18 protein-coding genes are annotated in these 12,723 nt (G+C 49.9%); 12 read left to right on the forward strand and 6 right to left on the reverse strand.

Annotated features, from left to right (window positions below; all coding sequences use genetic code 11):
- Positions 1 to 8 precede the first annotated feature (8 nt).
- From rpsD to arfA, 6 genes are all read left to right on the forward strand, one after another.
- A complete protein-coding gene (gene rpsD / locus OGX99_RS06500) occupies positions 9 to 629 on the forward strand; it encodes a 30S ribosomal protein S4 (RefSeq protein ID WP_003031138.1) in 621 nt (206 codons plus the stop codon).
- Positions 630 to 654: 25 nt separating this feature from the next.
- A complete protein-coding gene (locus tag OGX99_RS06505) occupies positions 655 to 1,644 on the forward strand; it encodes a DNA-directed RNA polymerase subunit alpha (RefSeq protein ID WP_003031139.1) in 990 nt (329 codons plus the stop codon).
- A 40-nt stretch (positions 1,645 to 1,684) separates the two neighbouring features.
- The gene (gene rplQ / locus OGX99_RS06510; RefSeq protein WP_001216370.1) at positions 1,685 to 2,068 is read left to right on the forward strand and encodes a 50S ribosomal protein L17; all 384 of its coding nucleotides are present in this window, start codon (positions 1,685 to 1,687) and stop codon (positions 2,066 to 2,068) included.
- 107 nt (positions 2,069 to 2,175) lie between these two features.
- Positions 2,176 to 2,544, forward strand: a complete 369-nt coding sequence (locus OGX99_RS06515) for a DnaJ family domain-containing protein (protein WP_151219982.1) — start codon at positions 2,176 to 2,178, stop codon at positions 2,542 to 2,544.
- A 10-nt stretch (positions 2,545 to 2,554) separates the two neighbouring features.
- Positions 2,555 to 2,980: a Zn(2+)-responsive transcriptional regulator gene (gene zntR / locus OGX99_RS06520; RefSeq protein ID WP_151219981.1), complete on the forward strand. Its 426-nt coding sequence runs from the start codon at positions 2,555 to 2,557 to the stop codon at positions 2,978 to 2,980.
- A gap of 57 nt (positions 2,981 to 3,037) precedes the next feature.
- The gene (gene arfA / locus OGX99_RS06525; RefSeq protein WP_151219980.1) at positions 3,038 to 3,256 is read left to right on the forward strand and encodes an alternative ribosome-rescue factor ArfA; all 219 of its coding nucleotides are present in this window, start codon (positions 3,038 to 3,040) and stop codon (positions 3,254 to 3,256) included.
- On the opposite strand, the gene mscL is transcribed toward arfA, so the two are convergent.
- The 5 genes from mscL to def form a co-directional block, all read right to left on the reverse strand.
- Entirely contained in the window at positions 3,253 to 3,666 is a 414-nt protein-coding gene (mscL, locus tag OGX99_RS06530) for a large-conductance mechanosensitive channel protein MscL (protein ID WP_003031152.1), read from the reverse strand. The two genes, arfA and mscL, sit on opposite strands and share 4 nt — an antisense overlap.
- A 141-nt stretch (positions 3,667 to 3,807) precedes the next feature.
- Complete coding sequence (gene trkA, locus OGX99_RS06535) at positions 3,808 to 5,184, reverse strand: Trk system potassium transporter TrkA (protein WP_096890501.1); 1,377 nt, start codon at positions 5,182 to 5,184, stop codon at positions 3,808 to 3,810.
- Positions 5,184 to 6,494, reverse strand: a complete 1,311-nt coding sequence (rsmB, locus tag OGX99_RS06540; RefSeq protein ID WP_286543008.1) for a 16S rRNA (cytosine(967)-C(5))-methyltransferase RsmB — start codon at positions 6,492 to 6,494, stop codon at positions 5,184 to 5,186. Before rsmB ends, trkA begins: the two co-directional genes overlap by 1 nt.
- A 51-nt stretch (positions 6,495 to 6,545) precedes the next feature.
- Entirely contained in the window at positions 6,546 to 7,493 is a 948-nt protein-coding gene (gene fmt / locus OGX99_RS06545) for a methionyl-tRNA formyltransferase (protein WP_151219979.1), read from the reverse strand.
- Between the two features lie 14 nt (positions 7,494 to 7,507).
- Complete coding sequence (gene def / locus OGX99_RS06550; RefSeq protein WP_003031159.1) at positions 7,508 to 8,017, reverse strand: peptide deformylase; 510 nt, start codon at positions 8,015 to 8,017, stop codon at positions 7,508 to 7,510.
- Between the two features lie 131 nt (positions 8,018 to 8,148).
- Between def and dprA the strand changes: the two genes are divergently transcribed.
- Genes dprA through OGX99_RS06580 form a run of 6 tightly spaced genes read left to right on the forward strand, consistent with a single transcriptional unit; the run spans position 8,149 to position 11,941 of the window.
- Positions 8,149 to 9,273 (forward strand): DNA-protecting protein DprA, encoded by a 1,125-nt coding sequence (gene dprA / locus OGX99_RS06555; protein WP_187260384.1) that lies wholly within the window; start codon positions 8,149 to 8,151, stop codon positions 9,271 to 9,273.
- Complete coding sequence (gene smg, locus OGX99_RS06560) at positions 9,245 to 9,718, forward strand: DUF494 family protein Smg (RefSeq protein ID WP_005134083.1); 474 nt, start codon at positions 9,245 to 9,247, stop codon at positions 9,716 to 9,718. The genes dprA and smg overlap by 29 nt, the downstream gene beginning before the upstream one ends.
- 26 nt (positions 9,719 to 9,744) lie before the next feature.
- Positions 9,745 to 10,287: a DNA topoisomerase family protein gene (locus tag OGX99_RS06565; RefSeq protein WP_151219977.1), complete on the forward strand. Its 543-nt coding sequence runs from the start codon at positions 9,745 to 9,747 to the stop codon at positions 10,285 to 10,287.
- Between the two features lie 4 nt (positions 10,288 to 10,291).
- Positions 10,292 to 10,864: an L-threonylcarbamoyladenylate synthase type 1 TsaC gene (gene tsaC / locus OGX99_RS06570; RefSeq protein ID WP_151219976.1), complete on the forward strand. Its 573-nt coding sequence runs from the start codon at positions 10,292 to 10,294 to the stop codon at positions 10,862 to 10,864.
- A gap of 1 nt (position 10,865) precedes the next feature.
- A complete protein-coding gene (gene aroE / locus OGX99_RS06575; RefSeq protein WP_252839109.1) occupies positions 10,866 to 11,687 on the forward strand; it encodes a shikimate dehydrogenase in 822 nt (273 codons plus the stop codon).
- Complete coding sequence (locus OGX99_RS06580) at positions 11,684 to 11,941, forward strand: DUF1488 family protein (RefSeq protein WP_151224108.1); 258 nt, start codon at positions 11,684 to 11,686, stop codon at positions 11,939 to 11,941. Before aroE ends, OGX99_RS06580 begins: the two co-directional genes overlap by 4 nt.
- On the opposite strand, the gene OGX99_RS06585 is transcribed toward OGX99_RS06580, so the two are convergent.
- The gene (locus tag OGX99_RS06585; protein WP_151219973.1) at positions 11,917 to 12,471 is read right to left on the reverse strand and encodes a gamma carbonic anhydrase family protein; all 555 of its coding nucleotides are present in this window, start codon (positions 12,469 to 12,471) and stop codon (positions 11,917 to 11,919) included. The genes OGX99_RS06580 and OGX99_RS06585 overlap by 25 nt on opposite strands.
- Between the last annotated feature and the right edge of the window lie 252 nt (positions 12,472 to 12,723).

Below are 12,723 nucleotides of genomic sequence, written 5' to 3' on the forward strand. Positions count from 1 at the left end.
GAAAGAAAATGGCAAGATATTTGGGTCCTAAGCTCAAGCTGAGCCGTCGTGAGGGCACTGACTTATTCCTTAAGTCTGGCGTTCGCGCGATCGATACCAAGTGTAAAATTGAACAAGCTCCTGGCCAGCACGGTGCGCGTAAACCGCGTCTGTCTGACTATGGTGTGCAGTTGCGTGAAAAGCAAAAAGTTCGCCGTATCTACGGTGTGCTGGAGCGTCAGTTCCGTAACTACTACAAAGAAGCAGCACGTCTGAAAGGCAACACCGGTGAAAACCTGTTGGGTCTGCTGGAAGGTCGTCTGGACAACGTTGTATACCGTATGGGCTTCGGTGCCACTCGTGCAGAAGCACGTCAGCTGGTCAGCCATAAAGCAATTATGGTAAACGGTCGTGTTGTTAACATCGCTTCTTATCAGGTTAGTCCGAATGACGTTGTTAGCATTCGTGAGAAAGCGAAGAAGCAGTCTCGCGTGAAAGCCGCTCTGGAGCTGGCTGAGCAGCGTGAAAAGCCAACCTGGCTGGAAGTTGATGCTGGCAAGATGGAAGGTACGTTCAAGCGTAAGCCGGAGCGTTCTGATCTGTCTGCGGACATTAACGAACACCTGATCGTCGAGCTTTACTCCAAGTAAAGCTTAGTACCAAAGAGAGGACACAATGCAGGGTTCTGTGACAGAGTTTCTAAAACCGCGCCTGGTAGATATCGAGCAAGTGAGTTCGACGCACGCCAAGGTGACCCTTGAGCCTTTAGAGCGTGGCTTTGGCCATACTTTGGGTAACGCACTGCGCCGTATTCTGCTCTCATCGATGCCGGGTTGCGCGGTGACCGAGGTTGAGATTGATGGTGTACTACATGAGTACAGCACCAAAGAAGGCGTTCAGGAAGATATCCTGGAAATCCTGCTCAACCTGAAAGGGCTGGCGGTGAGAGTTCAGGGTAAAGATGACGTTATTCTTACCTTGAATAAATCTGGCATTGGCCCTGTGACTGCAGCCGACATTACCCATGATGGTGATGTCGAAATCGTCAAGCCACAGCACGTGATCTGCCACCTGACCGATGAGAACGCATCTATTAGCATGCGCATCAAAGTTCAGCGCGGTCGTGGTTATGTGCCGGCTTCTACCCGAATTCATTCGGAAGAAGATGAGCGCCCAATCGGCCGTCTGCTGGTCGACGCATGCTACAGCCCTGTAGAGCGTATTGCCTACAATGTTGAAGCAGCGCGTGTAGAACAGCGTACCGACCTGGACAAGCTGGTCATCGAAATGGAAACCAACGGCACAATCGATCCTGAAGAGGCGATTCGTCGTGCGGCAACCATTCTGGCTGAACAACTTGAAGCTTTCGTTGACTTACGTGATGTACGTCAGCCGGAAGTTAAAGAAGAGAAACCAGAATTCGATCCGATCCTGCTGCGCCCTGTTGACGATCTGGAATTGACTGTCCGCTCTGCTAACTGCCTCAAAGCAGAAGCTATCCACTATATCGGTGATCTGGTACAGCGTACTGAGGTTGAGCTTCTTAAGACGCCTAACCTTGGTAAAAAATCTCTTACTGAGATTAAAGACGTGCTGGCTTCCCGTGGACTGTCTCTGGGCATGCGCCTGGAAAACTGGCCACCGGCAAGCATCGCTGACGAGTAACCGGATCACAGGTTAAGGTTTTACTGAGAAGGATAAGGTCATGCGCCATCGTAAGAGTGGTCGTCAACTGAACCGCAACAGCAGCCATCGCCAGGCTATGTTCCGCAATATGGCAGGTTCACTGGTTCGTCATGAAATCATCAAGACGACTCTGCCGAAAGCGAAAGAGCTGCGTCGCGTAGTTGAGCCGCTGATTACTCTTGCCAAGACTGATAGCGTAGCTAATCGTCGTCTGGCATTCGCCCGTACTCGTGATAACGAGATCGTGGCAAAACTGTTTAACGAACTGGGCCCGCGTTTCGCGAGCCGCGCCGGTGGTTACACTCGCATTCTGAAGTGTGGTTTCCGTGCAGGCGACAACGCGCCGATGGCATACATCGAGCTGGTTGATCGTTCAGAGAAAACAGAAGCTGCTGCAGAGTAATCTGTAGTAACGTAAAAAAACCCGCTTCGGCGGGTTTTTTTATATCCGTCATATCCCCGCTTATCTACAATATCAGTACTCTTTTTGTTCATCCCCTGGAGTGTTGTATGTGGTTACTGGACCAGTGGGCAGAGCGGCATATTATTGATGCACAGTCTAAAGGTGAGTTTGACCGTTTACCTGGTACAGGTAAGCCGTTGGTTCTTGATGACGATTCCCATGTTCCACTGGAACTGCGAGCTGGATTCCGTTTATTAAAAAATGCAGGCTGTCTTCCTCCTGAGCTTGAGCAGCGCAGAGAGGCAATACAGCTGCTTGAATTACTCACAGGGATCCGCAAAGATGATCCTGGTTATCAGGAGGTGAGCCGAAGACTGTCACTACTGGAACTTAAACTTCAACAGGCTGGACTTAGCACTGAGTTTTTACACGGTGAATACGCAGATAAGCTGCTACATAAGGTCAACGACGAATAGCGGAGAGAGCATGTACCGTATTGGTGAATTAGCGAAACTGGCTGACGTAACGCCTGATACCATCCGCTACTATGAAAAGCAGCAGATGATGGAACATGAAATACGTACAGAAGGTGGGTTTCGCCTCTATACGGAAAGCGATCTTCAGCGTCTGAAGTTTATTCGTTATGCCCGTCAACTTGGTTTCACTCTGGAATCGATCCGCGAGCTACTTTCGATCCGAATCGATCCTGAACACCATACCTGTCAGGAATCAAAAGGGATCGTCCAGGAAAGATTGCAGGAGGTTGAAGCGCGAATAGCGGAGCTTCAGGCGATGCAACGATCGCTTCAGCGATTGAATGATGCATGTTGTGGCAAGGCGCACAGCAGCGTTTACTGCTCTATCCTTGAAGCTCTTGAGCAAGGCGCCAGCGGAACTACATCAGGTTGTTGATTTATTGAACGACCAGGTCTACACTCGCGGCGTAAACTATTACAAACTGGAGATAATATGAGTCGTTATCAGCACACCAAAGGGCAGATAAAGGACAACGCCATTGAGGCGCTTCTGCATGACCCACTGTTCAGACAGCGCATTGAGAAAAATAAGAAAGGGAAAGGAAGTTATCTGCGTAAAGGTAAACATGGTAATCGGGGTAACTGGGAGGCCAGTGGCAAGAAAGTGAATCACTTTTTTACCACTGGCCTTCTGGTTTCAGTGAGTGCTTAAGAACGATTATTTTGTTCTTTCAGCAGGTCACGAATTTCACTCAGCAATACTTCTTCTTTCGATGGAGCAGGCGGTGCTGCCGGCTCTTCCGCTTTTTTACGGTTCAGTTTGTTGATTAGCTTGATTGCCATAAAAATAGCAAACGCAACAATAATGAAATCAAAGACGTTCTGAATAAATACACCGTAATGCATGACAACCGCTGGGATATCTCCCTGTGCATCACGTAGCGTTAAAGCAAACTGTTTAAAATCGATGCCACCAATTAACAACCCAAGCGGCGGCATGATGATATCAGCAACCAGTGATGAAACGATCTTACCAAATGCCGCACCAATAATGACACCCACTGCCAAATCGACAACATTCCCGCGCATCGCGAATTCGCGAAATTCTTTAATAATGCTCATTTTATTCTCCCTATGCAGCTGACGTTTATAAGTTTAACAAATGTTTAGGCAATTTCCATTTATGTATTGCTCAAAGGAAAATTTATTAGACCCTGATAAATAAAGGGAAATAAAAAGGGCGCGGTATTCGCGCCCAAATTATTACAAGAAGAAAGGACTTGGCTGGAATAACCGCTCGACGTCGGTAATAAACTTTTTATCTGTCAGGAACATAATTACGTGATCGCCCTGTTCAATACGCAGGTTATCGTTGGCAATCATCACATCGTTGCCACGCACGACGGCGCCAATAATGGTTCCGGGTGGAAGTTTTATCTCATCAATTGAGCGACCTACAACCCGCGATGTTGTTTCATCACCGTGTGCGACAGCTTCAATAGCTTCCGCGACACCGCGGCGTAGTGAAGAAACACCAACTATATCAGCTTTACGCACGTGACTGAGCAGCGCAGAGATAGTTGCCTGCTGCGGCGAAATCGCAATATCGATCACGCTGCCCTGCACCAGATCGACGTACGCTCTGCGTTGGATCAACACCATCACTTTCTTGGCCCCCATCCGTTTGGCAAGCATCGCTGACATGATGTTAGCTTCATCGTCGTTGGTGACCGCGATGAACAGATCAACCTGATCGATATGTTCTTCCGCCAGCAGCTCTTGATCCGAAGCATCTCCAAAGAAGACGATCGTATTTTGCAGTTTCTCCGCAAGCTCGGATGCTCGCTGTTGATTACGTTCGATCAGTTTGACGCTGTAATCTTTTTCCAGACGATGTGCCAGACCAGCACCGATATTACCACCACCCACTAACATAATGCGTTTGTAAGGCTTTTCCAGTCGCTGCAATTCGCTCATTACGGCGCGAATATGCTGTGATGCTGCAATAAAGAAGACTTCATCACCTGCTTCAACAATGGTAGAACCTTGCGGACGGATCGGCCGATCATGACGGAAAATCGCCGCCACGCGGGTATCAATGTGTGGCATATGTTCACGCATTGTTGATAGCGCATTGCCGATTAGCGGCCCGCCGTAATAGGCTTTCACGACCGCAAGGCTGACTTTCCCTTCGGCAAAATTTACTACCTGTAATGCACCCGGATATTCAATCAGTCGATAAATGCTATCGATAACCAGTTGCTCAGGCGCAATCAGGTGGTCGATAGGCACGGCATCGGATTGGAATAGCTTGTCCGCATCACGAACGTAATCCGGTGAACGAATACGGGCGATGCGATTAGGCGTATTAAACAGTGAATAAGCTACCTGACAGGCAACCATATTTGTTTCATCTGAGCTGGTTACGGCAACCAGCATATCGGCATCGTCGGCGCCGGCTTCACGCAGAACGCGAGGATGTGAACCGTGCCCTTGTACGACGCGGAGATCAAACTTGTCCTGCAAGCTGCGCAGGCGTTCACCATTGGTATCGACTACCGTGATATCGTTGTTCTCTCCGACCAGGTTTTCAGCCAGCGTACCGCCAACTTGCCCTGCGCCCAGAATGATAATTTTCATCAGTCGCGACCCGTTATCTCATCACTTTTGATTAGCTTAGCGTAAAAGAAGCCATCGCCATCTTCCGCACCTGGTAAATTCTGACGTCCAGGTTTTTCCGGCGTACCGGTTTCGCTTAATACCGCATCCGGATTACGAGCAAGGAAGGCGGCAATTTGCTGCTGGTTTTCTTCCGGCAGGATAGAGCACGTTGCATAAACCAGCGTGCCGCCGGGTTTAAGGTGTAACCAGGTGGCATTCAGGATCTCGGCCTGCAACTGCGCAAGTTCGACAATATCCCGGTCGCGGCGGAGCCACTTGATATCCGGATGGCGACGAATAACGCCTGTGGCAGAACACGGAGCATCCAGCAAAATACGATCAAACTGTTGTTCACCGCACCACTGCTGTGGATAGCGGCCATCACCCTGCTTTACGGTTGCCTTCATGCCCAGACGTTTCAGATTGTCGTAAACGCGTGATAAACGTTTTTCATCGACATCGACGGCCATTACGTTAGCGTGAGGAGCAACTTCCAGAATGTGAGTGGTTTTCCCGCCCGGCGCGCAGCACAGGTCGAGGATCTGTTCACCGTCTTCCGGCAACAGATAGGTCATGCATCCTTGAGCGGAAGCATCCTGAACGGTTACCCAGCCTTCGTCAAAACCAGGCAGGGCGTGCACAGGAGCCGGCGTTTCCAGACGCACTGCATCCGGATACGCCGGATGCGGGAAGCCGGTTAATCTCGCTTCGCTAAGCAGGTCCAGCCAGGCATCGCGCGTATGGTGGTTACGATTGACACGCAGCCACATTGGCGGCCGTTGGTTATTAGCTTCAAGAATGGCTTCCCACTGCTGCGGATAAGCGGCCTTAATACGTTTCACCAGCCAGGAGGGGTGTAAGAAACGTAAATCGCTTTGTGCGAACTCGGCCAACAGTTCATCCTGGCGGCGTTGAAACTGGCGCAACACGCCGTTGATCAGCCCTTTTAACTGCGGGCGCTTAATAACGACCGCGCCTTCTACGGTCTCTGCCAGTGCAGCATGCGGTGGAATACGGGTATGCAGCAGTTGGTAGAAGCCCACCATGATCAGATAGTGAACGGTGCGCTGTTTGCCCGTCATTGGACGTTCCATCAACTGCTGGATCATCCACTCCAGTTGGGAGAGAGTGCGCAATACGCCGAAGCAAAGTTCCTGCAACAACGCTTTGTCTTTATCAGCAACTTTTTGCTGCATGGCAGGCAGTACGTTGCTTAATGACTGTCCTTTTTCGACAACCTGTTCGACGGCCTGGGCCGCCATACTGCGTAAATTAAGATGTTTTTTCATAAGCGCAAAAATAAAAATGCCCGGAAACACCGGGCTTAAAGAGATGAACCGTCAGAACAGACGATTACCGGGTACAAACCATTCCCGGCGTGAATTAAGCAGATCCTGCGCACTCATGGCTTTTTTACCGGCAGGCTGCAAAGAGAGGAGGTTCAGGATGCCGTCGCCCGTTGCGATCTGGATACCCTGCTTTGTTGCCTCCAGAATGGTACCTGGCGCAGCCTGGGTGTTTACAGCAATGACCGAAGCTTGCCAGACTTTCACCGGCTGACCGTCGATTTCTAGCCAACTCATTGGCCACGGGTTAAAGGCACGAATGCAGCGTTCCAACTGAGCGGCTGAAAGCGACCAGTCGATACGGGCTTCTTCTTTGCTGAGTTTTTCTGCATGTGTAACCAGAGATTCATCTTGTACAACCGGTTTTATCGTACCAGCTGCCAGCTGTTTTAGCGTTTCAATCAACCCCTGCGGCCCTAAATCTGCCAGCTTATTGTATAGCGAACCGCTGGTATCTTCCGCCGTAATTGGGCAGGAAAGCTTAAGCAGCATATCTCCGGTGTCGAGGCCAACATCCATCTGCATGATGGTCACACCGGTTTCTGCGTCACCTGCCCATAGTGAGCGTTGAATTGGTGCTGCGCCACGCCAGCGTGGAAGTAGGGAACCGTGAACGTTGATACAACCCAGACGTGGCATTTCCAGTACGGCTTTTGGCAGAATCAGGCCATATGCCACCACCACCATCACGTCTGCGCATAAATCAGCAACCAGCTGCTGGTTTTCCTGAGGGCGAAGAGAGACGGGTTGGAAAACCGGTATCCCTTTTTCTTCCGCCAGCACTTTTACCGGGCTGGGCATCAGCTTTTTACCGCGTCCCGCCGGGCGGTCCGGTTGGGTAAACACGCCAACGACGTTGTGTCCAGAAGACAACAGCGCGTCGAGATGACGCGCTGCAAAGTCAGGTGTACCCGCAAAAATAATACGTAGTGAGTCTGACACGTTGATTCTTGTCCTTAAGCTCGGGCGTTCAGGCGGTCGAGTTTTTCAACTTTCTGACGAATGCGTTGTTGCTTCAACGGAGACAGATAATCGATAAACAGTTTACCGACCAGGTGATCCATTTCATGTTGAATACAGATAGCCAGCAGGCCATCGGCTTCCAGTTCAAAAGATTTACCGTTGCGATCGAGCGCGCGAATTTTTACTTTCTCAGCACGCGGTACTAACGCACGCTGTTCAGGAATCGACAGGCAACCCTCTTCAATGCCGGTTTCGCCGTCTTTTTCCAGCAGCTCTGGGTTAATGAGTACCAACTGCTCGTCGCGGTTTTCAGAGACATCAATAACGATGATGCGCTGATGAATATCGACTTGCGTTGCTGCCAGGCCGATACCTTCTTCGGCGTACATCGTTTCGAACATATCATCAACGATACGCTGAATTTCTGCATTCACTTCTTCAACCGGTTTTGCGACTTTGCGAAGGCGCTCGTCCGGAATATGTAACACTTGCAAAACTGACATAGTTATCCAGAGTTGTGTTCAGGAGTTGAAAAGATTATTACCTCTATTCTAGACAAAACCCCCTCTGATTGACAGCATCAGTGACCAATCGCAAAGATTGCCAGGACTGCTTGTGGCAGGGGGGAGCAGGGATGACCCAAATCGAAATTTGGCTACGTTTAGCGCAAGTGAATGAACTATATGGTGATGAGATGGTGCGCATTGCGCATTGGCTCAATACTCAACCGTGTATTAATAATACGGTACTTCATCATGCTGGATTCTCTCCCCGCCAGGTCAGACGGTTTTTAACTTTTTCACAGCAGACGCTGGAAAAAACGTTGCGTTGGCTTGAGCAGCCCAACCATCATTTTGTGGTTGCCGACAGTGAGCATTATCCCCCACAGCTCCGTGCGATTGTGGATTATCCTGGGATGCTTTTTGTCGCAGGAAATCCCGCATGCCTCCCCTCATTTCAGGTTGCCGTTGTCGGTAGCCGACAACACTCCTGGTATGGCGAACGATGGGGGCGATTGTTTTGTGAAAAGCTTGCAGCATGTGGTGTGACGATCACCAGTGGTCTGGCCCGGGGGATTGATGGTGTGGCGCACAAGGCTGCGATAAACCGCCAGGGCACAAGTATTGCGGTGTTGGGAAATGGGCTTGAGACCATTCATCCACGACAGCATGTCCATCTTGCTGAGCGACTGATTGAGTCTGGAGGCGCACTGGTGTCTGAGTTCCCACTGGATGCGCTCCCTTTGCCGCGCAATTTTCCCAGACGAAATCGTATTATCAGCGGTCTAAGTAAGGGAGTCCTGGTTGTTGAAGCTGCGCAGCGTAGCGGGTCACTGGTCACTGCGCGTTGCGCGCTGGAACAAGGGCGGGAGGTTTTTGCTCTGCCGGGAGCGATTGGGAGCCCGGGAAGTGAAGGTCCACATTGGCTTATTCAGCAGGGAGCTACGCTTGTGACGGCCCCAGAAGAAATTCTGGAAAATTTGCAATATGGGCTGCCATGGTTGCCAGATGAACCTGAAAAATCAATTTATTCGCCAGATCACGAAGAGGTGGCATTGCCATTTCCTGAGCTCCTGGCTAACGTAGGAGATGAGGTAACACCTGTTGACGTCGTCGCTGAACGTGCCGGCCAACCTGTGCCAGAGGTAGTAGCTCAACTGCTCGAACTGGAGTTAGCAGGATGGATCGCAGCTGTACCCGGCGGCTATGTCCGATTGAGGAGGGCATGCCATGTTCGACGTACTAATGTATTTGTTTGAGACATATATCCATAACGAAGCTGAGCTGCGTGTGGATCAGGACAAACTGGAACGGGATCTTACCGACGCTGGTTTTGATCGTGAAGACATTTACAACGCGTTACTTTGGCTGGAAAAGCTTGCTGATTATCAGGATGGTCTTGCTGAGCCTATGCAGCTGGCATCCGATCCTCTTTCTGTACGTATTTACACGGCAGAAGAGTGCGATCGACTAGATGCAAGCTGTCGAGGGTTCCTGCTATTCCTGGAGCAGATTCAGGTGCTAAACCTCGAAACGCGAGAGATGGTAATTGAACGCGTCCTCGCACTGGATACGGCAGAGTTCGATCTGGAAGACCTGAAGTGGGTGATCCTGATGGTGCTATTCAACATTCCAGGTTGTGAAAATGCCTATCAGCAAATGGAAGAATTACTCTTTGAAGTGAATGAAGGTATGCTGCATTAATCAATTTTCATTCAGTATGAGTTGTTATGGCTAAATCAGCACTGTTCACGGTGCGTAAAAATGAGCCCTGCCCACAATGCGGGGCTGAACTGGTTATTCGTTCCGGGAAACACGGTCCGTTTCTCGGTTGTTCACACTATCCAGAATGCGATTACATCCGTCCGCTGAAATCTTCTGCGGACGGACATATTGTCAAAGTTCTGGAGGGTAAGCTTTGCCCTGCATGTGGCGCAGAACTGGTGCTGAGACAGGGAAGATTCGGAATGTTCATTGGATGCAGTGATTATCCTGCGTGTGAACATACTGAACTTATCGACAAGCCTGATGAAACAGCAATAACCTGTCCTCAATGCCAGACTGGCCATCTTGTTCAGCGGCGTTCCCGTTATGGCAAAACCTTTTATTCCTGCGAGCGCTATCCGGAGTGCCAGTTTGTCATCAACTTCAAACCGTTAGCTGGGGAGTGTCCCGAGTGTCATTATCCACTGCTCATCGAAAAGAAAACCGCGCAGGGTGTGAAGCATTTCTGTGCCAGTAAACAATGTGGAAAGCCGATTTCGGCGGATTAAAAAAGTGAATAATAACCTGCCCGCAGAACTTATCGCTGATGCGATAGAGGTTCTGAAACAAGAAAGAGTCATCGCCTATCCAACAGAAGCTGTATTTGGTGTCGGCTGCGATCCTGACAGCGAAACGGCTGTCACCCGTCTGTTGGAGTTAAAACAACGCCCAGTCGATAAAGGCTTAATTTTGATTGCAGCAAACTTTGACCAGCTTAAACCCTATATCGACGATAGTATGCTAACCGAGGCCCAACGTGAGGCTGTTTTCGCCCGCTGGCCTGGACCTGTTACTTTCGTTTTCCCGGCGCCCGCGACTACGCCTCGTTGGTTGACTGGTCGTTTTGACTCGCTGGCCGTGCGTGTCACCGATCATCCGCTGGTGGTTGCACTCTGCCAGGCCTATGGCAAACCATTAGTCTCTACCAGTGCTAATTTGAGTGGCCTGCCGCCTTGCAGAACAGTTGAAGAAGTTCGCGCGCAGTTTGGTACAGACTTTCCTGTGGTTGAGGGGGGGACTGGAGGTCGTTTGAATCCTTCGGAGATCCGTGATGCTCTGACGGGTGAACAGTTTCGACAGGGGTAATATGAAAGAAGCCTATGCTGTTTTTGGTAATCCGATAGCGCACAGTAGATCGCCCTTTATTCATCAGCAATTTGCAAAGCAGTTGAAGATTGATCATTCCTATGGGCGTGTACTGGCACCCATCAATGATTTTGTGAATACGCTGAACGCTTTTTTTGCTGGGGGTGGGAAGGGGGCAAATGTCACCGTGCCTTTTAAAGAAGAAGCGTTTGCACGTGCCGATGAGCTCACGGAGCGGGCATCGCTTGTAGGAGCGGTCAATACTCTTAAGCGGTTGGAGGATGGACGTTTACTGGGAGATAACACGGATGGTATCGGCTTATTAAGCGATCTCGAGCGTTTATCTTTTATTCGTCCCGGTTCGCGAGTTCTGTTGATTGGTGCAGGCGGCGCATCCCGTGGTGTATTACTACCTCTTCTTTCTATGGATTGTGCGGTGACCATCGTTAACCGTACACCTTCCCGTGCTGAAGAACTGGCACAAATATTCTCCCACACCGGCAGCGTGCAGGCGGTGGGAATGAACGACCTTGATAATTGCAGTTTTGATTTGATCATCAACGCCACATCCAGCGGAATAAGCGGTGAGATACCGGCCATTCCAACATCTCTTATCCACCCTTCTGTCTATTGTTATGACATGTTTTATCAGAAAGGGAACACACCGTTTCTTTACTGGTGTGCTTCGCATGGGGCGAAACATTATGCCGATGGTTTGGGGATGCTGGTGGGGCAGGCTGCGCATGCAGTTTTACTCTGGCATGGCGTTTTGCCACAGGTTGAGCCTGTCATAAAAAGCCTGCAACAGGAATTGTCGGCATGAATCAGGCGATCCAGTTTCCCGATCGAGAGAAATGGCAGGTAGATATTAGTGCTGTTGTTTTTCCGGCGATGGTCCATGGTATGCAGTTAACATGTGCCATATCAGGAGAGAAGTTGGCGTCCCGCTTTGGTGGCTCTACGCCTGAGCAGTGGTTGGAAATATTTCAACAGCATCGCTGGGACCTGGAAGAAGAGGCCGAAGCATTGATCCAGGACCAGCAGGAAGACTCTCAGGGTTGGGTTTGGTTACTGTGATTTAAATACTCATCTTTCCATTTAACATAGTTATTAGCAGAGTATTGTAAGCCTGCCTTCTCTTCATCGCTTAATGGACGGATCTGTTTAACCGGGCTTCCCAGATACAGATACCCACTCTCCAGGCGTTTATTTTGCGGAACCAGGCTTCCAGCCCCAATCATAACGTCGTCTTCTACCACCACACCGTCCAGTAAAATCGATCCCATACCGACTAATACGCGGTTGCCAATGATGCAGCCGTGCAACATGACTTTATGACCGACCGTCACATCTTCACCCACGATCAATGGATTACCCTGCGGATTTGATGTGGATTTATGCGTGACATGCAAAACGCTGCCATCCTGAATGTTCGTACGGGCGCCAATTTGCACAAAGTTTACATCGCCACGAATCGCAACCAGCGGCCAAATTCCGACGTCATCAGCTAAACGCGTATCACCAATCACAACACTGCTGGCGTCGATCATCACGCGTTTTCCGATCTGTGGGAAAAGATCCTTATAAGGACGTAATACATCAGACATGTTCACCTCAACGAAAATAGAGCAGTAAAGAAGACTTTGGTTGGATTACCGAGACTACGCAAGTGATTTAGCTATCAAAAATCAGCCAAATTGCGCAGGAATGTAGCGAAAGGGGTGAAAAACAAGCATTCAGCAAAAAAGATCCAAAAAACACTTGTGCTAAAAAATGGGATCCCTATAATGCGCCTCCATCGACACGGCGGATGTGAATCACTTCACACAAACAGCCGGTCCGGTTGAAGAGAAAAACCT

Source organism: Citrobacter sp. Cu096 (assembly GCF_030332285.1).
Lineage (GTDB): Bacteria > Pseudomonadota > Gammaproteobacteria > Enterobacterales > Enterobacteriaceae > Citrobacter > Citrobacter meridianamericanus.